A 25,775-nucleotide genomic window follows, 5' to 3' on the forward strand; every position below is an offset into this window, starting at 1 on the left:
GAGACGGATCCGGAGGACAGGCGCGCCCCCTGTTCTTGGGTGAGTCGGGAGCGGCCTTCCCGCGCGAAGCGCCCCCCGAGCGAGCCCCGCCTCGCGAGGCTCGCCTCCGGGCGAGGCTCAGGGCATGTAGGCCCCGCCGTTCACCCACAGCACCTGGCCGGTCATGAAGCCGCTGTCCGGTCCCAGCAGGAAGCGGATGGGTCCGGCGATGTCCTCGGCGACCGCGACGCGGCCCATCGGGGTCACGCGCTTGTGGAACTCGAGGTCCACGATCGAGTCCGCCCGCTCGTCCGAGCGGCCTGCGCCGCCGCGGATGAAGCCGGTGTCCACCACCGCCGGCCCGACCGCGTTGACCCGCAGCTTCGGCGCGCATTCCAGCGCCAGCGTCTTGGTCAGCGCGATCACGCCGGCCTTGGCCATGGCGTAGGGCCCGAAGCCCGGCCGGATGAACTGGCCGAGACCCGACGAGATCAGCACCATCGCGCCGCCCTCGCGCATCAGCGGCAGCACGGCCTTCGCCGCCACCCACTGGCCGCGCAGGTTGCCCTCGATCACCTCGTCGAAATGCTCGGTGGGGATCTCGCTCACCGGCTTGATCACCGCGTTCCAGCCGGCGAGGTTGACGAACCCGTCCACCCCCTCGGGCCAGATCCGGGCCACCTCGGCCATGGCGTCGGCGACCGCGACCTCGGAGGTCACGTCGATGTCGACGCCCGGGCAGTCCTGGGGATGCGCCTCGAGCGAGGCGGGCAGGTCCAGCACCACCACCTCGTCCCCCTGCGCCAGCAGGGAGGAGACCAGCGCCCGGCCGATGCCGCCGGCGCCGCCCAGCACGGCGACGCGGCTCATGGCTTCAGGCTTTCGCGGGGGGAGACGTGCATGGAGGAGGTCCTTTCACAGATAGACGGGACGCCAGTGGTCGCCCACGCGCTCGGGCCGGAAGCCCGTGGCGCCGCGCAGGTGCACCGGCAGGATCATGCCGCCCGAGCCCTCGGCCTGTTCGAGCATCGCGCGGCGGGTGAGGGCGGCCTGCACCGGATCGGTGCAGAAGGCCGAGGACCAGTCGGGCCGGCGCAGCTGCACCGGCGAGTGCAGGGCGTCGCCGCAGAAGATCGCCGTGCCGCCGGGGTGCTTCAGCGACAGGCCCATCTGGCCGGGCGTGTGGCCGGGCAGAGCGATCAGCGACAGGCCCGCGGTCAGCTCGAACCCTTCCTCGACCGGCTCGGCGAGGCCCGCCTCGACCACCGGCTTCACGGAATCGGCGAAGAGGCCGTGGTTCGCCTCGCCCGGCGCGCGGGCCTCCTCGGCGGTCCAGTGGTCGAGCTCGGCGCGGCCCATCACGTAGCGTGCCCTGGGGAAGGTGGGGACCCAGCGGCCGTTCTCCAGCCGCGTGTTCCAGCCGGCGTGATCGGCGTGGAGATGGGTGCACATCACCACGTCGACGTCCTCGGGCCGCACGCCGGCGGCGGCGAGGCGGTCGAGGTATCCGGTGTCGCGCCGCTCATGCCAGTCGGGGCGCCTGGGGCGGGGCTTGCACTCGCCCACGCAGGTGTCGACCAGGATGGTCAGGCCGCCGATGCGCAAGAGGTGGCTCTGCACCCCCAGCAGCACCTGGCCGGTCGCGAAATCGAGGCTGTGAGGCTCCAGCCACGCCCGCGCGTCCTCCAGCGCCTCCAGCGAGGCGTCGGGGAAGATCTGGGTCAGCCCGAAGCGGAAGGGGTCTATGTCCACGATCCGCTCGATGGTGGCGGCGCCGAGGGTCAGCATGGTCGGGGATCTCCTTCCGCGAGGGGCCCGGCGCGTCGCGGCGCCGGGCGGGGGGCTCAGGCCGTGGGAATGTGGCTCTGGTGGGTCTCCAGATACCACGTCGCGATCTCCTCGCGGGTGGCGAACCACACGTCGTCGAACTGCTTGGCATAGCGGATGAAGTCGCGCAGCGCCCGGATGCGGAACGGCTGGCCGATGACATGCGGGTGCAGGCCGATGTTGAGGAAGCGGCCGGAATGCTCCGACTCGGCGTAGAGCCAGTCGAACGCCTCCTTGAACACCGCGAAGCCGCCGTCGCAGGTCTGCCCCTGGCGCATGAACACGGTGAAGTCGTTGACCTCGGACGTATAGGACACCGAGACCAGCGGCTTCCCCGACTTCGTGTGGATCAGGTAGGGCTGGTCGTCGTTGAGCAGGTCGGTGAAGTAGAGCATCCCCTCCTCCGCCAGCAGATCCGCCGTGTTGGGCGTCGAGCGCAGGGAGGACGACAGCCACCCCTTCGGCCGCTTGCCGGTGGTCTCCTCGCAGATCCGCAGGGTCTCGCGGATCACCTCGCGCTCCTTCTCCGGGTCCTTGTGGAAGTCGGTCAGCAGGTCGGTCTGCACGTAGTTGTGGGCGACGATCTCCCAGCCGCGCTCGACGGCGGCGTCGACCACGGCCTTCCGCTCGATCCCCATCTTGGCGTTCATCGTGCACGACGAGGGCACGCCCTCGGCGTCGAAGACGTCGAACATCCGCCACACGCCGACCCGCTGGCCGTACTCGCGCCAGGTCCAGTTGGGGTTGTCGTAGACGTCGCCCGCAAGCTCGCCCCCCACGATGCCGGGGCCGCCGGGGTAGAAGGGCTTGGGATCCTCGCGCGCGGGGTCCCAGTATTCGAAGTTGGTGGTCAGGATCACCGCCAGGCGCTTGCCGTTCGGCCACTTCAGCGGCTGGCGGTGGGCGATGGGGACGAAATCGTAATGCACGGCTCAGGGCTCCTTCCCCTCAGGCAGGCGCCCGCGCCGTGGGCGCCGGGGGGCAGGCTGCCGAATGTTTCGCTTGACTCCGATAGGGCCGGTTCGCACCGTGTACAAGTTGTCAGGACATTTCAACTGCGCTTGTCAGGGAATGTCCGGCGTTTCGCGGAGCCCAGCCCATCGCCCCGTGGCGTGGGGGCCGGCTTCGGGAGCCGCGACAGGGGTGACGTGACAGCCGGCAACAACCCGGCGGAAAGGGCGAAACGGTGCGGATACGGCCGAATACAGGGTCTGGAGCGGGTCGAACCCGGCACGAGCGGCGGCCGGCGGCCGATCTTCCCGCGGCCGGGGCCGGGCAGGGGGACGCGACGCGCGGGGCCCGGGTCGAGGCTGCGGTTTTGTATACACGCGCCCCGCGCGGGCCTGCGGCGGGCCGCCGCGGCGCCGGGCGCGGAGCGGTCTTGGCGCGCGAGTCGGGCGCGCCCGCGCTCGCCCTGGCGGAGGTCCGGGCCTGATGCTTCTCCTCCAGCAGATCGCCAACGGGCTGATGCTGGGCTCGGTCTACGTGACCGTGGCCGTGGCCTTCACGCTCACCATCTCGATCCTCAACTTCCTGAACTTCACCATCCCCACGCTGTTCATGCTGGCGGGCATGGTGGGCTGGTCGCTGGCCTTCTGGGGCCTGCCCTTCGGGATCTCCGGCCCGCTGCCCTGGCCGCTGGCGCTGGCGGGCGGCGTGGTCGTCGCCATCGTCGCCTCGCTGATCGTCGAGCGGTTCACCTTCCGCTACCTCAAGACCCGCTACGGCGATTCGACCGAGCACGCGATCCCGCTGGTCTCCTCCCTGGGCTTCCTGCTGATCCTCGAGAACCTGGTGCGCATCGAGCATGGCTCCGACGCCCAGCGCTTCCCCGGCCCCTCGGCGGACCTGACGCTGTCGCTTGCGGGGATTCACCTGCGCGTGCCGCAGGTGGTGTCGCTGGCGGTCGTGGTGCTGCTGGTGCTGGGGCTGGTGTGGATGATGAAATCCTCCCGCATCGGCCGGATGCTGCGCGCCATCGCCGAGAACCCCGACGCCGCCGGGATCCTGGGCATCGAGACCCGGCGCGTGGTGCCGGTGGTGTTCATGCTGACCGGCATGCTCTGCGGCCTCGCCGGCGCGCTCTTCGCGGTCAACTACGGCGAGGTCTCCCCGCAGATGGGCGAGGACATCGGCTCCAAGGCCATCGCCGGCATGGTCGTGGGCGGCCTCGGGTCCCTGTGGGGCGCGGTCGCGGGCGGGGTGATCATCGGGCTGATCGAGATGATGACCATCCACTGGGCCGGCGCCGACACGGTGCAGGCGACCGTCTGGGGCGCCCTGCTGATCACGCTGCTGATCCGTCCGCAGGGCCTCTTCGGCCACCATGCCATCGGCAAGGGGAAGCTGTGATGAGCGGCTACTGGATCGGCCTGATCACCATCCTCTCGATCAACGTGATCTTCGCCTACGGCATCTTCCTCGCCGTGGCGACGGGCCAGCTGAACCTCGGCGGCGCGGGCTTCCAGGCGCTGGGCGCCTACGCTGCCGCCTACCTCGCGATGGAGATGGACCAGCCCCTCTTCGTCACCATCGCGTCGGGCATGATCGTGGCGGGCGTCATCGGCTTCGCGATCTCCTTCCCGATCCTCCGGCTGAAGGGGGTGTATCTCGTGTTGGGAACATTCGCCTTCGCCGAGGTCGTGGCCGGCCTGATCCTGAACTCCGACGCGCTGGGCGGGGCCACCGGCCTGCCGGTGCCGACCTTCATCGACTGGGACGTGCCGGCGATCGCCGCGGTGATCGTCGCCGTGGGGGTGTTCTGGCTGATGTCCACCCGCTTCGGCCTCGTGGTCCGCTCGGTCCACGACGACGAGGTGGTGGCCGACCTGATGGGCGTGAACGTGCGCATGGTGCGCGTCTGCGCCTTCGCGCTGGGCGCGGCGCTGGCGGGCCTCTCGGGCGCGCTCTACGCCCATGCCTACAGCTTCGTCGAGATCCAGGTCTTCAACGCCTCGCTCTCGATCTACGTGCTGCTTTACGTGCTGCTCGGCGGCGCGCAGACCGCGTGGGGGCCGCTGTTCGGCGCGGCCTTCTTCACGCTCCTGCCCGAGGCGCTGCGCGACACGCTCCCGGCGCTCAAGGAGGCGGTGTTCGGAGCGCTCGGCATCGAGGGCGCCGCGACGCCGCCCGACGAATCCTGGCGCTTCGTGATCCTGGGCGTCGCCACGGTGCTGATGATGATCTTCCGCCCCGAGGGCCTGATCACCCGCACCATGGTCGAGCGGCTGCGCCCGCTCAACCGCGCCCCCCGGGCCGCGCGCGCGGAGGCCGCCGAATGACCCAGCCGCTTCTCAAGGTCGACGACCTGTCGAAGAGCTTCGGCGGCCTCGCCGTGATCTCCGAGGTCTCGTTCGAGGTTCCCGCCGGCGGCCGCCTCGCCCTGATCGGGCCCAACGGCGCCGGCAAGACCACGATGTTCAACCTCCTGACCGGGGTCTACCGGCAGGACGTGGGCACGGTGACGCTGGATGGAGAGGTCATCGACGCCTATCCCTCGCGCGCCCGCATCGGGCTGGGCATGGCGCGCAGCTTCCAGAACATCCGCCTGATGCCGCACCTGTCGGTGGTCGAGAACGTGATGCTCGGCCAGCAGTCGCGGGCGCGCGGCTGGCGGGACTTCGTCGCCCCGGTCTCGGCCTTCGGCCGCTCCGCCGCCTACCGCGAGGCCGAAGACCTGCTCGCCTCGATGAACATCGAGACGCGGCCCGGCGACGTGGTGGCGACGCTGCCCTACGGCATCCGCAAGAAGATCGAGGTGGTCCGCGCGCTCGCCGCGAAGCCCAAGCTGCTGCTGCTGGACGAGCCGGCCGCGGGCCTCAACGCCGTCGAGACCGCCAGCCTGCGCGACTTCCTCCTGCAGATCTCCGAGACCGGCGTGACCCTGCTGGTGGTCGAGCATGACATGAGCCTGGTGCGCTCGCTGTGCACCTCCACCGTGGTGCTGAACTTCGGGCGCAAGATCTACGACGGCCCGGTGTCGAAGGTGCACGAGGACCCGCAGGTGCTGGAGGCCTATCTCGGTCCCCGCCACGCGGGCGAGAAGGAGGCCGCCCATGTCTGAGGCCTGGCTGGAGACCGAAGCCCTCGACGTCACCTACGGCCGCACCCACGCGGTGCGCGGCGTCTCCCTCACCGTGGGCGAGGGCGAAATCGTCGCCGTGCTGGGCGCCAACGGGGCGGGCAAGACCTCGCTGCTTCGCGCGCTTCAGGGCGCGGTGAAGCCCTCCGGCGGGACGATCCGCTTCATGGGCCGCGACCTGACCAACGCCGGCTCGGCCGAGCGGGTGCGTTCGGGCATGATGCTGGTGCCCGAGGGGCGCCAGATCTTCGTCTCGATGACGGTGCACGAGAACCTTCTGATGGGCGGCCACCTGCGCCGCGACCAGAGCGCCGTCGAGAAGGACATCAAGGCCGTCTACGAACGCTTCCCCAACCTCGCCGAGCGCCGGGACATGAAGGCCACCGTCCTCTCGGGCGGCGAGCAGCAGATGCTGGCCGTCGGGCGCGCCCTGATCGGGCGACCCAAGCTGATGATGCTCGACGAGCCCTCGCTCGGCCTCTCGCCGCTGTTCGTCGAGAAGCTGTTCTCGCTGATCCAGGAGCTGAACGGCGAGGGCCTCTCGATCCTGCTGGTGGAGCAGAACACCCACATGGCGCTCGAGATCGCCTCGCGCGCCTATGTCCTCGAACTCGGCCGGGTGACCCTGCAAGGGGCCGCCGCCGACCTCGCCGCCGACGCCGCCCTGGCCGAGGCCTACCTGGGCGCCGAGCCCGCATAAGCAAGACCAAACCGCAAACAGGGGAACCCACATCATGACGCTTCGCGCGAAGACGCTAGCGGCGGCCGCCGGCCTCGCCGCCTTCAGCCTCGCAGCCCTCCCGGCGCTGGCCCAGGACACGATCAAGATCGGCAACATCGTCGTCACCACCGGCTTCCTGAAGGGCCCGGGAGAGCCGGCCGTGCACGCCTTCGACATCGCCGTCGAGGAGATCAACGCCGCCGGCGGCATCAACGGCAAGCCGATCGAGATCGTGCGCTTCGACACCGGCTCCGACGCCAAGCAGGCCGCGGTGGGCGTGCGCACGCTGGTGCAGGACGAGAACGTGCTGGCGATCCTCGGGCCGTTCTCCTCGGGCGAGACCCGGGTGGCGCTGACCATGGCCGACCGCTTCGGCGTGCTGATGATCCCCACCGCCGCCTCCGCCCCCGACCTGGTGGCCGAGAGCAAGTGGGGCTGGCGGCTGACCGAGGACGAGAGCAAGCAGTTCTCCCGCCTGCTGACGGCGATGAAGGACGCGGGCCTGCCGATGGAGACGGCAGAGATCGTCTACGTCTCGGACGAGGTCGTCTCGGCCGGCGCCGGCACCCAGCTCTATCCCGCGCTGATGGAGAAGGCGGGCATCAAGGTCGGCGAGCCGATCCCGGTGCAGTACAAGTCCTTCGACATGTCCGGCCAGGCGGCCAAGATCATGCAGTCGAACCCCGACCTGGTGGCGGTGGCGGGCCTGCCCGACTCCGCCTCCAAGGTGATCAAGGAGCTGCGTCGCCAGGGCTACGAGGGCCGGATCATCGGCTCCCAGATCTTCGCCGATCCGCTGATCGTCGAGCTCTTCGGCCCCGAGGGCAACGGCACCATGGTCGTGGCCGGCTTCTGGAAGGGCCGCACCGAGCAGTCCGCCGCCTTCGACGCCAAGCTGCTGGAGCGGCTGGAGGCGAACGGCATCCACAAGCTGGGCGCCCACCACTCCGACGCGCAGGCCTATGACGGGGTCTACCTGCTCAAGCAGGTGATGGAGGCCGCGGGCGTCACCGGCGACCCGGCCAAGGTCGAGGAGGAGCGCGCGGCGATCCTGGCCGCGATGGACGGCGTGACCTTCGACGGCATCGTCGGCGACGACGTCTGCTTCGACGCCAAGCACGACGCCGAGCTGCCGGGCTACGTCATCGAGATCAAGGACGGCGCCTGGACCAAGTTCGCCGAGGCCCCCGCCGACGCCTGCGAGTGACCTGTTAGGGCCGGGCCGGGCTCCCGTCCCCGGCCCCCTCTCTTCCCGCGCCGGCCGTCCCCTACGGCCGGCGCGGTTCGTCTCCCCTCGCCTCCCCCCGGCGAGCTCTGTCTCCGGCCGCGCGCCCCGCGGCTCCCTCCCCCGCCGCCATGCTCGTCGTCCCCGCGCGGCCTGCCCGCCCGCTTGGCCCCGCGCTTCGGTCGTCCCCGCCGGCCGCACAGGCCCCGGCCGCGCTCCGGGACCTCCGGCGCGACGCCGGCCGTCTCCGCGACCGACGAGGGAGGGGGCCGCGCTCCGCCGGCCGACGGGGCCGTCGTCCCCGAGCGCCCGTCGCCCCGCCCCTGCGCCCAAAGCGCGCGCGCCCAGCCGCCGTCTCGCGCATCGGCCCGCATCCGGGCCATGACAGCGCTGCCACACCCCTCTCCGGACGCCCGCCCGTGCTCGAGATCATCTGGATCACCCTGCCGCTCTACCTGCTGATCCTGGCGGGCTACGCGGCCTTCCGCTGGCAGTATCTCGTCACCGACGGGCTCGGCGCGCTGGGGGCCTTCGTGGTCCGCGTGAGCCTGCCCGCGCTGATCTTCCAGGCCATCGCCATCCCGCGCGAGGGGCAGGGGCCCGGCGGGTTCGAGTGGTCGTTCCTGATCGGCTACCTCGGCGCCTCGCTTGTCGGCATGGTGATCGGTCGGGCGATCATGCGCCGGCTCTTCGACCAGGGGCCGGGGATCGCTTGGGTGTTCGGGCTGGGCATGGCCTCGTCCAACACCGGCTTCATGGGCTTCGCCATCACCTCGCTGGTCTTCGGGCCCGAGGCCGCGGCCGCCTTCGCGATGATCATCATCGTCGAGAGCGCGGTGATGATCCCGCTGGCCATGGTCGCGGCCAACGTCGCCTCCTCGCCCGAGGCGGACTGGAAGGCGCTGGCGTGGCGCTCGCTCTCGCACGCCGCGCGCAACCCGCTGCTGCTGGCGGTGGCGCTGGCGGTGGCGGCGCGCTCGATCGGCTTCGCGCCGCCCGCCCCGCTGGAGACGGCGATCACGATGATGGCCGCGGTGGCGGCGCCCGTGGCGCTCTTCGCCGTGGGCGGCACCGTGGCGCGCTTCCCGGTCAGCGGGGCCTGGCGGCGCGCGCTGACCATCTCGGCCGCGAAGCTGCTGCTGCACCCGGCCCTGACCGCGGCGGCCTTCTGGCTGCTGCCCGGGGTCTCGCCCGGCATGGCCGCCATCGGCATCGCCAACGCGGCGATGCCGATGCTCTCCCTCTTCCCGCTGCTGGGCCAGCCCTACGGGGGCGAGCAGGTCTGCGCGACCTCTCTGATCCTGTCCACCGCCGCCAGCTTCGCGACGATCTCGCTGCTCGTCGCCTGGCTGGCCTGAGCGCGCCTTCGCCCCTACATTGAGGGGCAGGAGGACCTGCACATGGCTGGCGGCTGGGCGCGCGACGGCGCGGTGAACGAACAGATCGAGGCGTCCATCGAGGACGAGCTCCTGCGCCTGCGGACCACCGGCCGCCCGCGCGGCGAGAGCCTGACCCATTGCGCCGAGTGCGAGGAGCCGATCCCCGAGGCCCGCCGCCAGGCGATCCCCGGCGTGCGGCTCTGCATCGAGTGCCAGACCGAGCGCGACCGCGCCCCGGTCGCGCGCGGCGGCATCAACCGCCGCGGCTCCAAGGACAGCCAGCTCAAGTAGCGGCGCGGCCTGCGGCGGTCGCCTCGGCGACGGCCCTGCCCGCGGCGACGCCCGAGGCCCAGGCCCACTGGAAGTTGTAGCCCCCCAGCCAGCCGGTGACGTCCACCGCCTCGCCGATGGCGTAGAGGCCGGGGACCGCCTTCGCCTCCATGGTCTTCGAGGAGAGGCCGTCGGTGTCGATCCCGCCCGCGGTCACCTCCGCCTTGGCGTAGCCCTCGGTGCCGGTGGGGCGGAACTCCATCGCCTCCAGCTCCGCGCCCAGCGCGTCGAGCGCGGCGTCCGGCGTGTTGCCCAGCTCCTGCGGCAGGGCGAGGCGGGCGGCGAGCGCGTCGGCGAGGCGGCGGGGCAGATGCTCGGCCAGCGCCGCCTTGAGATGGGCGCGGGGCGCGCGCCGCTTGGCCTCGCGCAGCTTCGCGGCGGCGTCGGGGAGGAGGCGCAGGCGCACCGGCTCGCCCGGCGACCAGTAGGAGGAGACCTGCAGGATCGCGGGGCCGGAGAGGCCGCGATGGGTGAAGAGGGCCGCCTCCTCGAAGGAGACGCCGCCGGCGGAGGCGACCGCGGGGAAGGCGACGCCGCTGATCGCCTTGAGGTCGGCGTCCGCCTCGCCCAGCGTGAAGGGGACCAGCGCCGGGCGCGGGGGGACCACGTTCAGGCCGAAGCGGCGGGCGATGTCGTAGGCGATCCCGCTCGCCCCCATCCTGGGGATCGAGGGGCCGCCGGTGGCCAGCACCAGCCGGGGCGCCGAGGCGCCGGCGACCCGGAAGCGGCCGTCGGCATGGCCGATCTCGCCGAGCGGGGTCTCCAGCCGGATCTCGACGCCGCCGCGGGCGCATTCGTCGAGCAGCATGGCCACGATCTGGCGGGCCGATCCGTCGCAGAACAGCTGCCCCAGCGTCTTCTCGTGCCAGGCGATGCCATGGCGCTGGACGAGGTCGAGGAAGTCCCACTGCGTGTAGCGGCTGAGCGCGGACTTGGCGAAATGCGGGTTGGCCGAGAGATAGCAGCCCGGCTCGACGCCCATGTTGGTGAAGTTGCAGCGTCCGCCGCCGGAGATCAGGATCTTCTTGCCGGCCTTCTCGGCGTGATCCAGCACCAGCACCCGCGCCCCGGCCTGGCCCGCGGTCAGGGCCGCCATCAGCCCGGCCCCCCCGGCCCCCAGAACGATCGCGTCGTAGTCCATGGCGGGGTCCCGAGAGCAGGTCAGAGAACTAGGCGAGGCCGCTCCGCAGCCCCTTCCGGAGGGGGCGCCGAAGCCGGTCCCCTCTACCGCCCCTCCCCGTCCCCTGCAACGGCGCGCCGTCTCCGGGCCCGCAGGCGCCCTGCGGGCGGGCCTGGCGGCGTCTCTCGCCTGGCGGGGGCGGGCGGGATGGGAGAGGTCGGGAGCCTCCGGCGGGCTCCTGACTCACCCAAGAACAAGCCCCGCGCCTGTCCTCCGGCGCCGTCTCTCGCCGATGGATGCCTGAGCGACTCGCCCCGGCCGGTCAAGGACAAGCCGGCTTCGCCGGTCGCTGCGCGATCCTTGACCGGCCGGGGCGAGTCGCTCTTTCCGGCATCCGCGAGAGACGGCTCCGGAGAACAGGCGCTTTGCGAGGGTCGCCGGCGGGGCGCGGGGGGCGGGCGGCGGCGCGGTCGGGCGCTGGCGGCGCGCGGGGCGGGGTCAGGGCTTGAGGGCCGCGAACCTCGTCTCCAGCGCCCGGGCGGCCTCCTCCCAGCCCCAGGGCGGGTTGGCGAGCCAGAGGCCCGAGCCGATCATCCGGTGACCCGCGCGCGCCGGGGGGAAGCGGACCTCGGAGCGGGCCACGCCCTCGGGGCCCATCGCGGCGAGCTTCGCGGTCAGCTCGCGGTGGGCGCCCGAGGCGAGCAGCGGATACCACAGCATCAGCACCCCCACCGGCCACTTGCGCCGGATGTTGGCGACCAGCTCCGGGATCGCCGACCACTCGGACTTCACCTCGTAGGACGGGTCCACGAGAAGAAACCCCCGCCGCGGGTCCGGCGGGGTCAGCGACAGCGCCAGAGACGGCCCGTCGGCGTCGTGGATCTCGGCGAGCGGCAGGGCCTCGCGAAGGGCCGCGACCTCCTGGGGGTGGCGCTCGGCCAGCACGATGCGGTCGTCGGCGCGCAACAGGGCGCGGGCGACGAGGGGGGAGCCGGGGTAGGCGCTCGCGCCGCCCTGGGCGCGCGCCTCGGCCAGCGCGCGGGCATAGGGGTGATCGGGGGCGAACCAGCGCTCCATCCGGGCGAGGCCGGCCTCGGCCTCGCCGGTCTTGCGCGCCTCGGGGCCCGCGAGGTCGTAGAGCGCGCGGCCGGCGTGCGTCTCGAAATAGGTCAGGGGCTTGGGCTTGCGCGCCATGTAGTCCAGCGCCAGCGCCAGCATGGCGTGCTTGTGCACGTCGGCGGCGTTCCCGGCGTGGTAGGCGTGCTGGTAGGAGAGCATCGGCCGCTCAGGAGGCCCGGCGGCGGAAGGCGTCGCTCAGCTGCTGGGCCATGCCGGCCCCGAGCAGGTAGAGGCTGGTCACCACCACCCCGGTCTGCACGAAGACGCCCGGGTCGAAATGCGCCAGCGCCGCCCAGCAGCCGAACACCGTCCACAGGATCGCCGCGGGCAGCGAGATCTTGCGCCAGCGCACGGTGCGGACCGGGTGGATGAACTTCAGCGGCGCGAACATCGCCGCCGCCAGCACCGTGATCACCGCCATGATCACGCCGGGCGAGGGCGTGGTGGCGAACAGCACCAGCACCACCATGTTCCAGCAGCCGGGGAAGCCCAGGAAGCTCTTGTCCCCGGTCTTCATCCAGCTTCCCGCGAAGTAGAGCCCGGACGAGAAGGTGATCCCCAGCAGCGCCACCCAGGCCCAGACGCCGGGCAGGATGCCGGACTGGAACAGGGCGTAGGCCGGGATGAACACGTAGGTGAGGTAGTCGATGATCAGGTCGAGCACCACGCCGTCGATATGCGGCGCGTGGGTGCGCACGTCGTACTTGCGCGCCAGCGGCCCGTCGATTCCGTCGACCGCGAAGGCCACGACCAGCCACAGGAACATCAGGTTCCATTTCTCGTCCACCGCCGCCAGCAAGGCCAGCATGGCGAACACCGCCCCGGTGGCGGTGAGCAGGTGGACGGAAAGAGCGCGCAGAGCCGATGTCGTCATCTCACCCCTATACCTGCGCCGGGCGCGTTTTGTAAGGCGCGGCGCGCCTCCCCGCGGCGTTCGCGACATCGACGCGCCCGGCGGGGCTGGTTAGGGTCTTGTCCGGACCATTCTCGCCGGGAGCCCCCCGACCGGCCGCGCCGCCCGCCCGCCCTCGTCGCGGGGCGTGCGCAGGCGCCGGCCCGACGGGACGCGGCTCCGCTCCAGCGGAGGAGACGCCATGCGCGTCATCAAGATCGGGGGCGCCCAGATGGGGCCCATCCAGAAGGCGGAGGACCGCGCCTCGGTCGTGGCGCGGATGATCGCGCTGCTCGACCGGGCGGCGGAGCAGGGCTGCGGCCTGGTGGTGTTCCCCGAGCTGGCGCTGACCACCTTCTTCCCCCGCTGGAAGGAGCACGAGGCCGACATCCCCTCGTTCTACGAGGACGCGATGCCCAACGCGGCCACCCAGCCCCTGTTCGACCGGGCGAAGGCCCACGGCATCGCGATCAGCTTCGGCTACGCCGAGCGCACGCCCGAGGGCCGGCGCTTCAACACCTCGATCCTCACGGATCGCACCGGGGCGATCGTGGGCAAGTACCGCAAGGTCCACCTGCCGGGGCATGTCGAGTACGACCCCGAGCGCACCCACCAGCACCTCGAGAAGCGCTATTTCGAGCCGGGCGACCTCGGCTTCCCCGTCTGGCGCAACGAGGGCGCGGTGATGGGCATGTGCATCTGCAACGACCGCCGCTGGCCCGAGACCTGGCGGGTGATGGGCCTGCAGGGGGTCGAACTGGTCGTGCTGGGCTACAACACCCCCTCGGTGAACTCCCAGATGGGGGACGAGGGGCTGGAGAAGCGCCTCTACCACTCGGAGCTGTCCATCACCTCGGGCGCCTACCAGAACGCCTGCTGGGCGGTGGCGGTGGCCAAGGCGGGGGACGAGGACGGGCACCCGCTGATGGGCGGCTCGATCATCGTCGACCCCAACGGCTTCGTCGTCGCCCGCGCGCAGACCGAGGGCGACGAGCTGATCGTGGCCGACGCCGACATGGACGCCTGCAATTTCGGCAAGGAGACGATCTTCGACTTCGCCCGCCACCGCCGCATCGAGCACTACGGCCGGATCACCGCCCAGACCGGCGCCACGCCCCCTCAGGACTGACCCATGCTGATCGATTTCGACGGGCTCGACCCGAAACTCCGCTACAAGCTGATGTGCGGCGCGGTGATCCCGCGGCCCGTGGCCTGGATCACCACCATCAGCCCCGAGGGGGTCGTCAACGCCGCCCCCTACTCCTTCTTCAACGTCTTCGGCGAGGACCCGGCGCTGGTGGTGGTGGGCCTCGGCCACAAGGCGGAGGAGCCCAAGGACACCACGCGCAACATCCTCGCCACCGGCGAGTTCGTGGTGAACATCCCTGCGCTGAGCCAGATCGGCGACATGGTCGACAGCGCCGCCGTCTACCCCGCAGACCGCGGCGAGCCGGAGGCGCTGGGCCTGAAGCTCGCCCCCTCCGCCAGGGTCGCCCCCCCGCGCCTCGCCGACTGCCCGGTGGCGCTGGAATGCCGCAAGATCACCGGCCTGACCTTCGGCCCCACCCGCGAGCTGCTGATCGGCGAGGCGGTGGCGCTGCAGGCCCGCGACGGGCTGGTGGACCCCGAGACGTTGCGCTTCGACTGGCAGGGCGACTTCCCCATCGCGCGTCTCTTCGCCGACCGCTACGCTCGCCTCGAAGAGATCGAGCCGCACCCGATCCCCAAGCCGAAGCCGTAAGCGCCGGGAGGACCCCCCCAATGACCCAGATCGACCGCCACACCGCCGGCGTCTACGTGATCGCCGCCACCCCCTTCGCCGACGACGGGGCGCTGGACCTCGAGAGCATCGACAGCCTGGTGGACAGCTACATCGCCGCCGGCTGCGACGGCATGACCATCCTCGGCGTGATGGGCGAGGCGATGAAGCTCGCCGCCGACGAAAGCCGGGCCGTGATGCGCCGCTTCCTCGCCCGTGCGCCGAAGGGCTTCGAGACCATCGTCGGCGTCTCCGCCCCCGGCCTCGACAACCTCGCGCGCCTGGGACAGGAGGCGATGGAGGCCGGCGCCGCGGGCGTGATGATCGCCCCGATCCCCAGCCTCGCCACCGAGGAGCAGGTGCTGAACTACTACGCCCAGGCCTGCGCCATGCTGGGCGAGGACGTGCCGGTCTGCTTCCAGGACTACCCCCAGCTGACCGGCGTGAAGGTCTCCGCCGACACGATCCTGGAGCTGACCCGCCGCCACCCCCAGATCGTGATGCTCAAGCATGAGGACTGCCCGGGGCTGAACAAGCTGACCCGGGTGCGCGAGGGCTCGGGGACCGAATCCACCCCCCGCCTCTCGATCCTTTGCGGCAACGGCGGCCTGCACCTGTGCCAGGAGCTCGCCCGCGGCGCCGACGGCGCCATGACCGGCTTCGCCTTCCCCGAGATGATGGTCGACGTCGTGCGCCTGCACGCCGAGGGCAAGGCCGACGCCGCCGAGGACCTGTTCGACGCCTGGCTGCCGCTGGTGCGCCACGAGGTCCAGCCCGGCCTCGGCCTCGCGCTGCGCAAGGAGACGCTGCGCCGCCGCGGCGCCATCAAGTCCGCCAAGGTCCGCGCGCCGGGCCCGAAGCTGACCGCCGCCGACCTCGCCGAACTCGACCGCCTGATCTCCCGCGCCGAGGCGCGGGTCCCCGCCGCCGGAGGACGTCTCGCCGCATGACCCTGGACCTCGTGATCAAGGGGGGGACGGTCGCCACCGCCTCCGACGTGTTCGCCGCCGACGTGGGCGTGAAGGACGGGCGCATCGTCGCGATGGGCGAAAGCCTGGAGGCGCCCGACGTCGTCGACGCCTCCGGGAAACTGGTGCTGCCCGGCGGCATCGAGGCCCACTGCCACATCGCCCAGGAGAGCGCCGCGGGGATCATGACCGCGGACGACTACTACACCGGCTCGGTCTCGGCGGCCTTCGGGGGGAACAGCTCCTTCGTCCCCTTCGCCGCCCAGCACCGGGGCATGGGCGTGACGCAGACGCTGGACCTCTACGACGGCCGCGCGGCGCCCAATTCGGTGATCGACTACGGCTACCACCTGATCGTCGCCGACCCGACCGAAACGGTCCTGAAGGACGAGCTCCCCGCCGCCTTCGCCCGCGGCGTCACCTCCTTCAAGGTCTTCATCACCTACCCGCTGATGAAGATCGAGGACCGCCAGTTCCTCGACATCCTCGCCGTGGCCAAGGCCCACGGCGCCGTCACCATGGTCCATGCCGAGAACAACGGTATGATCGAGTGGATGGGCGAGCAGCTCATGAACGCGGGCCACACCGCGCCGCGCTACCACGCCCCCTCCCACCCCGCGCTGGCCGAGGAAGAGGCGATCCACCGCGCCATCTGCCTCGCCAAGCTGGTCGACGCGCCCCTGGTGATCGTCCACGTCTCCACCCCCGAGGGCGCAGAGATCGTCCGCCGCGCCCGCGCCGACGGCGCCAAGGTCTGGGCCGAGACCTGCCCGCAGTACCTTTTCCTCGACAAATCCGACCTCGACCGCCCCGGCATGGAGGGCGCGAAGTTCATGTGCTCCCCGCCCGTGCGCGACGCCCGCACCCGCGAGGCGCTGTGGAAGCACCTGCAGACGGGCACCTTCACGCTCTGGTCCTCCGACCATGCGCCGTATCGGTTCGACGAAACCGGAAAACTCTCCAACGGCCCCGACGCCCCCTTCAAGAAGATCGCCAACGGCATGCCCGGCATCGCCCTGCGCCTGCCGCTGCTGTTCTCGGAAGGCGTGAACGCCGGCCGCATCACGCTGCAGGACTTCGTGGCGCTGTCGGCGACCAACGCAGCCCGCCTCTACGGAATGCACCCGAAGAAGGGGACCATCTGCATCGGCGCCGACGCCGACATCGCGATCTGGGACCCGAAGCTGACCCGCACCGTCACCGCCGCCGACCAGCACGACGCCATGGACTACACCCCCTTCGAGGGGATGAGCCTCACCGGCTGGCCGGTCACGGTCCTGAGCCGCGGTCGTCGCATCGTCGACGGCGGCGAGCTGAAGGCCGAGCGCGGCTCCGGCGCCTTCATCTCCCGCGGCCTGCCCGAGATCGCGGGCCGCCCCGGCTACAAGGCCCCCGAACTGGACCCCGCCCACAACTTCGGCGCGGAGATCGCCCCATGACCAGAGGCTCCCCCAAAGGCCCTATCGTCGTCGTGAACCCCAACTCCAACGAGGACGTGACGCAAGGCATGCGCGAGGCGCTGGCCGGCTTCGCCCTCCCCGGCGGCCCGGCCATCGAATGCGTGACCCTCACCGAGGGCCCCTTCGGCGTGGAGACGCAGGAGGACAGCGACAGCGTGGTCATGCCGCTCGCCCGCATGGCGAAGGAGCGCACCGACGCCTCCGGCTTCGTCATCGCCTGCTACTCCGACCCGGGGCTGGAGGTCTGCCGCTCGGTCGCGTCCTGCCCGGTGTTCGGGATCCAGGAATCGGCCGTGCTGACGGCGATGTCGCGGGCGGACCTCTTCGGCTCGATCGCGCTGTCGCCGAAGTCGATCCTGCGCCACCGCCCCTACATGCGCCGCATGGGGGTGCTGGGGCGGCTCGCGAACATCCGCCCCCTGAACATGTCGGTCGCGCAAAGCCACGCGCCCGAGTCCTTCCCCCGCATCGTCGAGGTCGGCGAGGCGCTGAAGGCCGACGGCGCGGGCGCGATCCTGCTCGGCTGCGCCGGCATGGCGGGCCACCGCGTGGCGCTGGAGGCGGCGCTGGGCGTGCCGGTGATCGACCCGGTGCAGGCCGCGACCGGCATGGCGCTGGCGCAGGCGCTCGTCGCCGGGTGATCCGCCCGCGGCGCAGGGGCCCCGGGCCTGACCCGGGGCCTCCGCCTCAGCGCGCGCCCCGCGTCGCCCAGACCAGCGCCGGGACCGCCGCCAGCGCCAGCGCCGCGGCGATCCAGAAGAAGGCCGCGTAGCCCAGCGCGCCCGCCAGCAGCCCGGCCGCGAGCCCGGTGGTCATCGAGACCGCGGCGTCCGCGCTCTGGAACAGGGTGAAGTCCACCCCCGCCTGCGCCGGGTCCGACCAGCGCATGAACTGGGCGTAGAGCGCCACGAACCCCGTCGCCATCACCAGCGACCCGCCCGCCAGCGCCAGCGCGATCAGCGCCGGGGCGGGGAGCGCGCCGGTCGCCGCGTGCAACCCGATCAGCCCCAGCACGCCCGCCTGCACCCCCGCGGCGCCGATCAGCACCGCCCGGATCCCCAGCCGGCGCACCAGCCATCCGCCGAGCCCGGCGCCCACCACGCCCAGCCCCAGCGAGCCCGCCCCGTTCAGCAGCCCCACCTGCGCGAGGCTCCAGCCCTGGTCGACGAAGAACGGCCCCAGCAGCCCCATCGCGGTCTTCTGCGCGGTCACGTGGATCGCCGCCAGCACCAGCCCCCGCCGGATCTCCGCCCGCGCCAGCGCCGCGCGCAGCGAGGGTCGGGGGCCGGGCGCCCCGACGGGCTCTCCGCGCCGCACGCGCAGCAGGAACGGAACCGCCAGCAGCGCCACGGCGAGGATCGCCAGCCCCACCGCCGGCCCCCAGCCGACCCAGCCCACGGCCGCGAGGAACGCCCCCGCCCCCAGCGCATGTCCCAGGTAGCCGCCCCCCACCTGGGCGGCGTTCCCCCAGCCGAGCTCCCGGTCCCGCAGGTTCTGCACCGCGTAGCCGTCCACCGCGATGTCGACGGTCGAGGTCGCGCAGGCCACCGCCATCAGCGCCGCCAGCGTGACCAGCAGCGGCGTCGGCCCGACGATCCCCGCCACGCCGAGCCCGCAGACCGCCGCCGCCCCGCCGATCAGCACCACCGCGCCCGAGCGCGCCGGCCGCCCCTGCGGCAGCCGGAAGCGCTCCACCGCCGGCGCCCAGAGGAACTTCAGCGCCCAGGGCAGCGCCAGCAGCGACAGCAGCCCCACATGCTCCAGCGGCAGGCCCTGCGCGCGCAGCACGGCGGGCAGGCCGCTCCAGGTCAGCCCGCCGATCACGCTCTGGCCCACGTAGAGCCCGCCGATGGCGAGCGTCACGCCCCAGGGGGAGACCGCGCCTCCCCCCGCGTTCCGCGCGCCCATCAGAAGCGGTAGCGCAGGGCGAGGGTCGCGTTCAGGCCCTCGTCCCAGTAGCAGTAGCCGGCCGAGCAGGTCTGATCGGTCGTATCGAACAGGTTGCGCACGTTGAGCTGCGCCTGCGCGTTCTCGATCCCCAGCCGGCCGAGGTCGTAGCTGACCGCCAGGTCGACGAAGACCCGGTCCTCGTTGAGGAAGCTGTTGGCGTCGTCGCCCCAGCTGTCGCCGATGTAGCGCAGCCCCGCCCCGAAGCCGAAGCCCTTCAGCGCCCCGGACGGCGGCGCGTAGTGCACCCACAGCGAGGCGATGTCGTTGGGCGTCGCCGACAGCTCGTTACCCGCGGTCCCGGCCGCGCCCTCCTCGATGGTCATGCGCAGGTGGGTCCAGCTGGCGATGATCCCCAGCCCGTTGTCGAAGCTCGTCGCCGCCTCGAACTCGACGCCCTGCGAGCGCAGGTCGAGCTGCACCTGCCGGTTCACGCCGGTCGAGGTGTCGTAGACCACGCCGTCCTCCTGCTCGATGTCGAAGAGCGCGGCCGACAGCAGGCTGTTGGTCCCGGGGATCGCGTACTTGATCCCCACCTCCTTCTGCAGCGCCGTCGTGGGCTTCGCGGGGGCGCCCACCGCCGCCGAGGCGGGCTCGTAGACCAGCCCGATGTTGGGCGAGAAGGACGTCGCGAGGTTGGCGTAGGGCGCAAGCCCGTTCCCCAGGTCGTAGCTGACCCCGATGCGGCCCGAGAACGCCTCGTCCGTGGTGTCCGTCCCCACCCGCGCGGCGTCGCGGGAGGTGGTCTCGACATGGTCCCAGCGCCCCGACAGGAACACCGTCAGGTCGCGCCACACCGCCTGGTCATGCACATAGAGCCCGATCTGGTTCTGGTTCTGCCCGCCCGAATAGGGAACCGCCGAGCTCCGGATCGAGGCCAGCGAGGCGTAGTCGACCAGCGAATTCGCGTCGTACTCCGCCCAAGTGTAGTCGATCCCCGCCAGCAGCGTGTGATCCACCGGGCCGGTCGCGATCTCGACCTGCGCCTGGTTGTCGATCGTGAACTGGGCCATGGTCTCGGTGTAGTGGCCCCAGTAGCGCGCCAGCGTCGGCGCGCCGGTGGAATAGAGGCCCGAGTACTGCAGGTCCGCGTCCACGTCGGCATAGCGGGCCTTCTGGCGCAGCGTGACCTGATCGGTCAGCTCATGCTCCAGCTCCCAGCCGATCCGCCACTGGGTCTGGTCGAAGTCGTTCCAGGCCGGGTCCGCCGAGGGGATCCGCGAGGCGACGCCGTAGCTGGAGTTCCAATACCCCGCCGTGCCGCCGGCGGTCGCCTCGCCGTACTCGCCCAGCAGGGTCAGGGTGGTGTCGGGCGTGATCTCCCAGCGCAGGGCGGGGGCGATCAGCAGACGGTCGTCGGGAAAGCCGACGAGCTCGGTCTCGGCGCTGCGCGCGAGGCCGGTGAGGCGGTAGCTCAGCGTCTCCGACCCCGGGACCGGGCCGGTCACGTCGAAGGCGCCCTGGTATCGGTCGTTGGTGCCGGCCAGCACCTCGACCTCGCGGAACGGCTCGTCCTTGGGCCGCTTGGAGACCATGTTGACGATCCCGCCCGGCCCCGAGACGCCGTAGAGCGACGAGGACGGCCCCTTCAGCACCGCGATCCCCTCCAGCGTCCAGGGATCGTTGCGGAACCAGGCGGACGGCCCGTTGTAGAGGCGCAGCCCGTCGCGGAACATGCCGGTGTAGTAGGCGGGGAAGCCGCGGATGTAATAGGCGTCGTAGCGGCTGTCGTAGCCGAAGGCGTTGATGTTGGCGCCCGTGGTGTAGGCCAGCGCGTCGAGCACCGTGCGGGGCTTCTGGTCCTCCATCTGGTCCTGGGTGACCACCGAGACCGCCTGCGGGATCAGCCGGATCGGCGTGTCGACCTTGGTCGCCTGGCGCCCCTCCTGCGCCACGTAGCCGTCCTGGCGGAGGGTGGAGTCGGATTCCGACTCGACCAGGATCGGGCTCAGCGTCACCGGCTCGGCGTCCTGAGCGAGCGCAGGGGAGGCGGCGGCGGCGGCGAGCGTGGCGATCAGCGCCAGCGGCGCCGCGCCGTCGCGAAGGACGCTCCTGTGGGGGCGGTCTGCGGTCATGGTCGGGTCCCTCTGCTTGCGCCGGCCCCCCGCGCGGAACGCCCGGGAGACCGACGGTTTTCGTCGGTCTTTCGCGCGCGGCGGCGCGCTCGCGGGTCGGGCTGGGTCCCGGGCCGCCGTCGGCGGCCGCCGGGCCTTGCGGGATGGGTCAGGCGCGCCAGTAGGCGACGCAGTCGCGCCGCCCCCGCGCGACGCCGAGCGCGTCGAGCCGGCCGCGCACGCGGCGCACCCCCGCCGCCTCGGCGGCGAACCACCAGCGGGCGGAGGGCGAGAGCGGCCGCGCCTCGGCGGCCTCGAGGAAGGCGTCCGCCAGCGCCTCGGCGCCGGCGTCGGGGGGCAGGATCTTCAGCGCGATCCCCGCGGGCGGCGCGAGATAGGCGGCCGCCTCGGCCGGCGCCGCGACCACCGCTAGCCCCTCCCGCCCGGCCGAGGCCGCGAGGATCCGCGCCAGCGCGGGCAGGGCGCAGAGGTCGGCCCCCGCCATCAGCGGCCCGTCGAGCGGCGGCGCCCCCGAGGGCCCGAGCACCCCCAGCCGCCAGCCCGGCCGCGCCCGCGCCGCCCAGCCGGCGAGCAGGTCGTCGCCGTGGACCACCGCGTCGACCTCGATCTCGCCGCTCGCGGCATCGGCCCGGCGCACGGTGTAGACGCGCGCGGCCAGCGTCGCCTCGCCCGCGGGCCAGGCGAGCCCGCCGTTGGGCTTCTGGCGCGGCCACTGCGCCGCGGACCCGTCGCAGGGCGGGACCAGCAGGCGCACATGCATCGGCGCGCCGGCATAGCGCGCCGCGTCCGCGCAGGCGAAGACCAGGCGGTCGAGCCCGGGCATGACGGCGTGCCGGCGCAGATAGGTCCATTCGCGGAAGTCGGCGGCGGGCGCGCCGGGGCGGGCGCCGTCGGACCAGCGCAGCCGCTCGGCCGCCTCGGCCGAAAGGTCGGCGAGCATGAACTCGGCCATCTCCTTCAGCCCGCGCAGGATCGCCTCGTCCCCGGCCTCGGCGGCCAGCGACAGGCCCCCGGGGGCGGGGAGGATGTCGACCGCCCAGCCCTCGCCCCGCATCGCGAGGCCGCCTGCGTCGGAGGGGCGGACATTGAGGCCCCAGCCCTCGGCCATGGCGGCGAGGCGCTGGAGCGCGTCCTGCGGATCGGAAAGATCCGCCAGCGCGCCGGCGGTCAGGGGGGCGGACATGGACCCTCGCGGGTTCGGGGAAGATCGGGGCGGCGACGACGCGCGAGATCTCGCGCGGGACCGTCGAACTGGCGACGGGCTGGCAGCGGCCCCTCCCGCCCCGTTAGCCCCGCGCCCCGGACGCGTCAAGCGCTCCGCCCGCCCGACGCGACGGCGCCTCGTCGGGCGGCCGCCCGGCGTTCGGGCGGGGGCGCGGGCGCCCCGGCCCCCCCGCCGCGGTCAGGCGGTGACGAGGCCGCTCGTCCACTCCACGATCTTCGCCGCCGGCTGGACGCCGGCCTGGCGCTTGGCCTCGCGGCCGCGGTGAAAGGCGATCAGCAGCGGGATGCCGCGGATGCCGTAGCGGGCGCCGGCCTGGGGCGCGGCCTCGGTGTCGAGCTTGGCGAAGCGGGCGCGGCCCTGCATCTGCTTCGCGGCCTTCGCGAACTCCGGCGCCATCATCCGGCAGGGGCCGCACCAGGCGGCCCAGAAGTCGACCACCAGCGGCAACTCGTCGGTGCGCGCCGCCTTCTCCAGCACGTCGAAGGAGACGTCCACCGGCGCGCCTGTCGCCAGGCCCGCGCCGCAGACGCCGCATTTGGGTCCCGCGCCCAGCTTCTCCGCAGGCACGCGGTTGGCCTGCCCGCAGGCCAGGCAGGTGAGCTTGATCGCCATCGCCGATCTCCTCGCATTCAAATCCGGCGATGCATGTGGGGGCGAGGGCCCCGCCGCGGAAGCCTCCGCGACGAGATCGCCGCGCGCGGGGGGCGGATCAGGCCGGCAGCTCGGCCGGCTCGCCGTCCACCCGCACTTCGCCCGCCACGTTGTCCACCACCACGTGGCAGTCGTAGATGGTCAGCGTGGGGCGGGTTCCGAAGCGGCTCTCCATCCAGGCGGGCCATTCGTCGTTGAACCAGGCCTGCGCGTTCTCGGCCGTGTCGAACATGTAGACGCCGCCGCCCCCCGCCTCGCCGTTGAGGTAGTGCTTGGAGATCAGCCCCTTCACCTCCCGGTAGATCGGGGCCGAGGCGAGCCCGCCCTTGATGGCGGCCTCCGCCGGCGGCTTGGGGCTGCGCGGGATCTGCACGAGCGCGATGATCATGGTCGGTATCCTCCCGGGTTGGGACGCGCGGTCTTTCGCCGGCGCGCCTCCGGTCACGATTGATGCGGGGCCGCGGCCCATGCATGGTGACCGGCCGGAAGGTTGGCTCAAGACGCCAGAGGCTGCAACGCCCGCGAGCCGCCGAAGGGGAGGAGACGACGTGACCGCCTGCATGCACGACCATGCGCAGTGGCCCGGGGGCGAGACCCTGGGCGCCTGCCGCCTGCTGACGCCCCGGACCACGCTCGCCGCCCTGTCGCTGGCGCGCGAGGGGCGGGTGATCGACCTCGGCCAGTCGGTGCAGGCCGACGCGCCGCGCATCCCGCCCAACCAGACGCCCTATGTGATGAGCCTCTCGGCCCGCTCCGCCGCGACGCTGAAGGTGCGCCGGGCGATGGGGGTCGAGAACGAGGTCGGCTCGAACCTCGAGCGCGTGGGCATGACCATGCACGTCGGCACCCACATCGACGCGCTGGGCCATTTCACCATCGGCGACCGCATGTTCGGGAACCGCAGCGCCGAAGAGGTGGTCGGGGACCAGGGCCTCGCCGAGCTGGGCGCCGAGCAGATCCCGCCCATCGTCACCCGCGCCCTGGTCATGGACCTCTCGGGCCTCGACGGGGGCGAGCATCTCGAGGCCGGCCGCCCCGTCGGCGTCGCCGATCTCGAGGCGTGGTGCGCGCGCACGGGCCTTGAACCCCGTGAGGCCGACGCGGTGCTGCTGCGCACCGGCTGGGGCCGCTTCTACATGACCGACAACCCCCGCTACGTGGCCGGAGAGCCGGGGCTCGACCTCCCCGCCGCCCGCTGGCTGACCGAGCGGGGCGTGGTCGCCATCGGGGCCGACACCATGGCCGTCGAGGTGCTGCCGGGGACCGATCATCCCCGCATCCTGATGCCCGTCCACCAGCACTGCCTGGTCGAGGCCGGGGTGCACCTGATCGAGAACCTGGCCCTCGACGCCCTGGCCGAGACCGGCGCGGCCGAGGTCTGCTTTATCGCCGCCGCCCCGAAGTTCACCGGCGCCACCGGCGCCCCCCTGCGCCCGCTGGCGCTGATCTGACCGCCGCAAGGGAGGACCGGATGCGAGCCCACGCAAGGCGCACCCCATGAGCGAGCCCACCTGGGACGCGATCGTCATCGGCAGCGGCTTCGGCGGCTCGATCACGGCCGCGCGCCTGGCCGAGGCCGGCGCCCGCACCCTGCTGCTGGAACGCGGCCCGTGGTGGGACACGGTCCCCACCCGCTCGATGGGCATCAAGTCCCGGGCGCCGTTCCCTCGCGGCCTGGGGATGCTGCGCCGCGCGGTCCGCACGCTGAACGGCGGCCGCACGCCGGGCGGCCGGCTGACGCTGAACAAGCGCGGCATGCTGGAATTCTTCTGGTCCCCGGGGATGGAGGTGATCTGCTCCTCGGGCGTCGGCGGGGGCAGCCACGTCTACTCCGCCGTGCACCGCCGCCCCGCCGCGCCCGACTACTGGGACGGCCACGTGGAGGGCATCTCCGAAGACAGCATGGCGCCCCACAACGCCGCCTTCCTCGCGCGCATCCAGTCCACGAAGCCGGGCGATCACAATCGCCCCCCCGGAACTTCGCGCGAGCGCTACCACAACCACCCCGCCGTCGAGCCCGCGATCCCCAAGGTCGACGTGCGCACCGGCTTCCTGCTGCCGGAAGACCCCGACGCCCCGAAGAAGATCACCGACGAGAACGGCGTCGAGCGGTGGGAGACCGACTACTGGTCCAACGACAACGGCTTCCTCGGCTCCCCCTCCGGCGCCAAGTCGAGCCTCGACATCCGCTACCTCGCCCCCGCCATGAAGAAGGGCCTCGAGGTCCGCGACCTGACCGAGGTCCGGACGATCCGCGCCACCGGCGAGGCCGACGCCCGCTACGAGGTCGAGGCCCGCGACCTGCGCCGCGGCCGCCCCCAGCGCCTGCGCGCCCGCACGGTGATCGTGGCGGCCGGGACCATGAACACGCTCCGCCTGCTGCTCACGAGCGTCGAGGCGGGCGGCCTGCCGCCGATCCCCGGCCTCGGCCGCCGCTTCTCGGGCAACGGCGACATGCGCGGGTTCTGGGACCTGAACGAGCCCGGCACGGACCTGACCCTCGGCCTGCCCTCGAAAGGGGGCATCTTCCTGCGCGACGCCGAGGAGCCGCGCGTCTCGATCGGGCTCAACAACCTCCCCAGCCTCGACTACTGGCCGGTCCCGCGCAAATGGCGGGAGCGGCTGAAGCGCGGCTCGGTCGCCTCCGCCATGGGGGTGGATGCGGCCGACGGGGTGGTGCGGCTGGAGAACGGGCGGCTGAAGATCGACTTCGACCCCGCCAACAGCCCGATCTACGCGCGCGTCTACGAGACCATGCAGCAGCTCGCCCGCGAGGCCGGGGGGACGATGCGCATGGGCCGCCGCCCCTCCTCGGTGCACCCGATGGGCGGCGCCTGCCTGGGCCTGCCCGAGGCGGGGGGCGTGGTCGACGCGGCCGGCCAGATCCACGGCCTGCCGGGCCTGCACGTCGCCGACGCCGCCGCCCTGCCGGCCCCGACCGCGGCCCCGCCCACCCAGTCGATCGCCGCCTGGGCCGAGAACGTCGCCGCCCGCCTCACCGCCTGAGCGGACCTGAG

The 25,775-nt window shown here is 72.5% G+C and carries 25 protein-coding genes; 14 read left to right on the forward strand and 11 right to left on the reverse strand.

Translation table 11 applies throughout. The features are described from left to right. Nucleotides 1-117 precede the first annotated feature (117 nt). From BM064_RS00410 to BM064_RS00420, 3 genes are read right to left on the reverse strand one after another with little or no spacing between them, the layout of a single operon-like run. Nucleotides 118-849, reverse strand: a complete 732-nt coding sequence (locus tag BM064_RS00410; RefSeq protein WP_092856650.1) for an SDR family NAD(P)-dependent oxidoreductase — start codon at nt 847-849, stop codon at nt 118-120. 45 nt (nt 850-894) lie between these two features. Beyond that, nucleotides 895-1,767, reverse strand: coding sequence for an MBL fold metallo-hydrolase (locus BM064_RS00415; protein ID WP_092856653.1), 873 nt, complete (start codon nt 1,765-1,767; stop codon nt 895-897). Between the two features lie 56 nt (nt 1,768-1,823). Next, nucleotides 1,824-2,735 (reverse strand): polysaccharide deacetylase family protein, encoded by a 912-nt coding sequence (locus BM064_RS00420; protein ID WP_092856655.1) that lies wholly within the window; start codon nt 2,733-2,735, stop codon nt 1,824-1,826. Nucleotides 2,736-3,240: 505 nt separating this feature from the next. Here BM064_RS00420 and BM064_RS00425 point away from each other — a divergent pair. The 7 genes from BM064_RS00425 to BM064_RS00455 all read left to right on the forward strand — a co-directional run bounded on the left by BM064_RS00425 (nt 3,241) and on the right by BM064_RS00455 (nt 9,503). Continuing rightward, nucleotides 3,241-4,158: a branched-chain amino acid ABC transporter permease gene (locus tag BM064_RS00425; protein ID WP_092856658.1), complete on the forward strand. Its 918-nt coding sequence runs from the start codon at nt 3,241-3,243 to the stop codon at nt 4,156-4,158. After that, the gene (locus BM064_RS00430) at nt 4,158-5,087 is read left to right on the forward strand and encodes a branched-chain amino acid ABC transporter permease (RefSeq protein ID WP_092856662.1); all 930 of its coding nucleotides are present in this window, start codon (nt 4,158-4,160) and stop codon (nt 5,085-5,087) included. The genes BM064_RS00425 and BM064_RS00430 overlap by 1 nt, the downstream gene beginning before the upstream one ends. Next, on the forward strand, nt 5,084-5,869 hold the full coding sequence (locus tag BM064_RS00435; protein WP_092856665.1) for an ABC transporter ATP-binding protein: 786 nt from the start codon (nt 5,084-5,086) through the stop codon (nt 5,867-5,869). The genes BM064_RS00430 and BM064_RS00435 overlap by 4 nt, the downstream gene beginning before the upstream one ends. After that, entirely contained in the window at nt 5,862-6,587 is a 726-nt protein-coding gene (locus tag BM064_RS00440) for an ABC transporter ATP-binding protein (RefSeq protein WP_092856668.1), read from the forward strand. Before BM064_RS00435 ends, BM064_RS00440 begins: the two co-directional genes overlap by 8 nt. A 34-nt stretch (nt 6,588-6,621) precedes the next feature. After that, nucleotides 6,622-7,815 carry an ABC transporter substrate-binding protein gene (locus tag BM064_RS00445; protein WP_092856671.1) on the forward strand — a complete coding sequence of 398 codons (1,194 nt, stop codon included), beginning with the start codon at nt 6,622-6,624 and terminating at the stop codon, nt 7,813-7,815. Nucleotides 7,816-8,252: 437 nt separating this feature from the next. Next, the gene (locus BM064_RS00450; RefSeq protein ID WP_177236098.1) at nt 8,253-9,191 is read left to right on the forward strand and encodes an AEC family transporter; all 939 of its coding nucleotides are present in this window, start codon (nt 8,253-8,255) and stop codon (nt 9,189-9,191) included. Nucleotides 9,192-9,233: 42 nt separating this feature from the next. Next, nucleotides 9,234-9,503 (forward strand): DksA/TraR family C4-type zinc finger protein, encoded by a 270-nt coding sequence (locus BM064_RS00455; RefSeq protein WP_092856677.1) that lies wholly within the window; start codon nt 9,234-9,236, stop codon nt 9,501-9,503. Here BM064_RS00455 and BM064_RS00460 read toward each other — a convergent pair. From BM064_RS00460 to BM064_RS00470, 3 genes are all read right to left on the reverse strand, one after another. Continuing rightward, nucleotides 9,496-10,683, reverse strand: a complete 1,188-nt coding sequence (locus BM064_RS00460; protein ID WP_092856680.1) for a BaiN/RdsA family NAD(P)/FAD-dependent oxidoreductase — start codon at nt 10,681-10,683, stop codon at nt 9,496-9,498. The genes BM064_RS00455 and BM064_RS00460 overlap by 8 nt on opposite strands. A 477-nt stretch (nt 10,684-11,160) precedes the next feature. Further along, complete coding sequence (gene rlmJ, locus BM064_RS00465) at nt 11,161-11,940, reverse strand: 23S rRNA (adenine(2030)-N(6))-methyltransferase RlmJ (RefSeq protein ID WP_092856683.1); 780 nt, start codon at nt 11,938-11,940, stop codon at nt 11,161-11,163. A gap of 7 nt (nt 11,941-11,947) precedes the next feature. Beyond that, the gene (locus BM064_RS00470; RefSeq protein ID WP_092856686.1) at nt 11,948-12,655 is read right to left on the reverse strand and encodes a CDP-alcohol phosphatidyltransferase family protein; all 708 of its coding nucleotides are present in this window, start codon (nt 12,653-12,655) and stop codon (nt 11,948-11,950) included. Nucleotides 12,656-12,875: 220 nt separating this feature from the next. Between BM064_RS00470 and BM064_RS00475 the strand changes: the two genes are divergently transcribed. The 5 genes from BM064_RS00475 to BM064_RS00495 are packed head-to-tail and all read left to right on the forward strand — an operon-like array spanning nt 12,876 to nt 17,501. Next, nucleotides 12,876-13,802: an N-carbamoyl-D-amino-acid hydrolase gene (locus BM064_RS00475; protein ID WP_092856689.1), complete on the forward strand. Its 927-nt coding sequence runs from the start codon at nt 12,876-12,878 to the stop codon at nt 13,800-13,802. A gap of 3 nt (nt 13,803-13,805) precedes the next feature. Further along, complete coding sequence (locus BM064_RS00480) at nt 13,806-14,414, forward strand: flavin reductase family protein (RefSeq protein ID WP_092856692.1); 609 nt, start codon at nt 13,806-13,808, stop codon at nt 14,412-14,414. 20 nt (nt 14,415-14,434) lie between these two features. Further along, the gene (locus BM064_RS00485) at nt 14,435-15,382 is read left to right on the forward strand and encodes a dihydrodipicolinate synthase family protein (RefSeq protein ID WP_092856695.1); all 948 of its coding nucleotides are present in this window, start codon (nt 14,435-14,437) and stop codon (nt 15,380-15,382) included. Further along, nucleotides 15,379-16,839 carry a dihydropyrimidinase gene (gene hydA / locus BM064_RS00490; protein WP_092856698.1) on the forward strand — a complete coding sequence of 487 codons (1,461 nt, stop codon included), beginning with the start codon at nt 15,379-15,381 and terminating at the stop codon, nt 16,837-16,839. Before BM064_RS00485 ends, hydA begins: the two co-directional genes overlap by 4 nt. Further along, the gene (locus BM064_RS00495) at nt 16,836-17,501 is read left to right on the forward strand and encodes an aspartate/glutamate racemase family protein (protein ID WP_092856702.1); all 666 of its coding nucleotides are present in this window, start codon (nt 16,836-16,838) and stop codon (nt 17,499-17,501) included. Before hydA ends, BM064_RS00495 begins: the two co-directional genes overlap by 4 nt. Before the next feature lie 46 nt (nt 17,502-17,547). On the opposite strand, the gene BM064_RS00500 is transcribed toward BM064_RS00495, so the two are convergent. From BM064_RS00500 to BM064_RS00520, 5 genes are all read right to left on the reverse strand, one after another. Beyond that, on the reverse strand, nt 17,548-18,768 hold the full coding sequence (locus tag BM064_RS00500; RefSeq protein WP_092856705.1) for an MFS transporter: 1,221 nt from the start codon (nt 18,766-18,768) through the stop codon (nt 17,548-17,550). Then, entirely contained in the window at nt 18,768-20,882 is a 2,115-nt protein-coding gene (locus BM064_RS00505; protein WP_092856707.1) for a TonB-dependent siderophore receptor, read from the reverse strand. Before BM064_RS00505 ends, BM064_RS00500 begins: the two co-directional genes overlap by 1 nt. A gap of 148 nt (nt 20,883-21,030) precedes the next feature. Then, a complete protein-coding gene (locus BM064_RS00510; RefSeq protein ID WP_092856710.1) occupies nt 21,031-22,065 on the reverse strand; it encodes a siderophore-interacting protein in 1,035 nt (344 codons plus the stop codon). A 219-nt stretch (nt 22,066-22,284) separates the two neighbouring features. Continuing rightward, nucleotides 22,285-22,719, reverse strand: coding sequence for a thioredoxin (trxA, locus tag BM064_RS00515; RefSeq protein WP_092856713.1), 435 nt, complete (start codon nt 22,717-22,719; stop codon nt 22,285-22,287). A 97-nt stretch (nt 22,720-22,816) separates the two neighbouring features. Then, nucleotides 22,817-23,146, reverse strand: coding sequence for a hypothetical protein (locus tag BM064_RS00520; RefSeq protein WP_092856716.1), 330 nt, complete (start codon nt 23,144-23,146; stop codon nt 22,817-22,819). Nucleotides 23,147-23,306: 160 nt separating this feature from the next. Between BM064_RS00520 and BM064_RS00525 the strand changes: the two genes are divergently transcribed. After that, the gene (locus BM064_RS00525) at nt 23,307-24,209 is read left to right on the forward strand and encodes a cyclase family protein (protein WP_092856719.1); all 903 of its coding nucleotides are present in this window, start codon (nt 23,307-23,309) and stop codon (nt 24,207-24,209) included. Between the two features lie 46 nt (nt 24,210-24,255). Then, on the forward strand, nt 24,256-25,764 hold the full coding sequence (locus tag BM064_RS00530) for a GMC oxidoreductase (RefSeq protein ID WP_092856722.1): 1,509 nt from the start codon (nt 24,256-24,258) through the stop codon (nt 25,762-25,764). The last annotated feature ends 11 nt before the right edge of the window (nt 25,765-25,775 follow it).

This window comes from Albimonas pacifica, from assembly GCF_900113695.1.
In the GTDB taxonomy this organism is placed as follows: Bacteria; Pseudomonadota; Alphaproteobacteria; order Rhodobacterales; family Rhodobacteraceae; genus Albimonas; species Albimonas pacifica.

Bases quoted from the DNA above. Each gene is read 5' to 3' on its own strand.
- BM064_RS00500 (WP_092856705.1), bottom strand. From the start codon at position 18,768: ATGGGCGCGCGGAACGCGGGGGGAGGCGCGGTCTCCCCCTGGGGCGTG.
- BM064_RS00510 (WP_092856710.1), bottom strand. From the start codon at position 22,065: ATGTCCGCCCCCCTGACCGCCGGCGCGCTGGCGGATCTTTCCGATCCG.
- BM064_RS00425 (WP_092856658.1), top strand. From the start codon at position 3,241: ATGCTTCTCCTCCAGCAGATCGCCAACGGGCTGATGCTGGGCTCGGTC.
- trxA (WP_092856713.1), bottom strand. From the start codon at position 22,719: ATGGCGATCAAGCTCACCTGCCTGGCCTGCGGGCAGGCCAACCGCGTG.
- BM064_RS00475 (WP_092856689.1), top strand. From the start codon at position 12,876: ATGCGCGTCATCAAGATCGGGGGCGCCCAGATGGGGCCCATCCAGAAG.
- BM064_RS00495 (WP_092856702.1), top strand. From the start codon at position 16,836: ATGACCAGAGGCTCCCCCAAAGGCCCTATCGTCGTCGTGAACCCCAAC.
- BM064_RS00470 (WP_092856686.1), bottom strand. From the start codon at position 12,655: ATGACGACATCGGCTCTGCGCGCTCTTTCCGTCCACCTGCTCACCGCC.
- BM064_RS00530 (WP_092856722.1), top strand. From the start codon at position 24,256: ATGAGCGAGCCCACCTGGGACGCGATCGTCATCGGCAGCGGCTTCGGC.
- BM064_RS00485 (WP_092856695.1), top strand. From the start codon at position 14,435: ATGACCCAGATCGACCGCCACACCGCCGGCGTCTACGTGATCGCCGCC.
- hydA (WP_092856698.1), top strand. From the start codon at position 15,379: ATGACCCTGGACCTCGTGATCAAGGGGGGGACGGTCGCCACCGCCTCC.
- BM064_RS00435 (WP_092856665.1), top strand. From the start codon at position 5,084: ATGACCCAGCCGCTTCTCAAGGTCGACGACCTGTCGAAGAGCTTCGGC.
- rlmJ (WP_092856683.1), bottom strand. From the start codon at position 11,940: ATGCTCTCCTACCAGCACGCCTACCACGCCGGGAACGCCGCCGACGTG.
- BM064_RS00455 (WP_092856677.1), top strand. From the start codon at position 9,234: ATGGCTGGCGGCTGGGCGCGCGACGGCGCGGTGAACGAACAGATCGAG.
- BM064_RS00440 (WP_092856668.1), top strand. From the start codon at position 5,862: ATGTCTGAGGCCTGGCTGGAGACCGAAGCCCTCGACGTCACCTACGGC.
- BM064_RS00480 (WP_092856692.1), top strand. From the start codon at position 13,806: ATGCTGATCGATTTCGACGGGCTCGACCCGAAACTCCGCTACAAGCTG.
- BM064_RS00520 (WP_092856716.1), bottom strand. From the start codon at position 23,146: ATGATCATCGCGCTCGTGCAGATCCCGCGCAGCCCCAAGCCGCCGGCG.
- BM064_RS00410 (WP_092856650.1), bottom strand. From the start codon at position 849: ATGAGCCGCGTCGCCGTGCTGGGCGGCGCCGGCGGCATCGGCCGGGCG.
- BM064_RS00445 (WP_092856671.1), top strand. From the start codon at position 6,622: ATGACGCTTCGCGCGAAGACGCTAGCGGCGGCCGCCGGCCTCGCCGCC.
- BM064_RS00415 (WP_092856653.1), bottom strand. From the start codon at position 1,767: ATGCTGACCCTCGGCGCCGCCACCATCGAGCGGATCGTGGACATAGAC.
- BM064_RS00460 (WP_092856680.1), bottom strand. From the start codon at position 10,683: ATGGACTACGACGCGATCGTTCTGGGGGCCGGGGGGGCCGGGCTGATG.
- BM064_RS00430 (WP_092856662.1), top strand. From the start codon at position 4,158: ATGAGCGGCTACTGGATCGGCCTGATCACCATCCTCTCGATCAACGTG.
- BM064_RS00505 (WP_092856707.1), bottom strand. From the start codon at position 20,882: ATGACCGCAGACCGCCCCCACAGGAGCGTCCTTCGCGACGGCGCGGCG.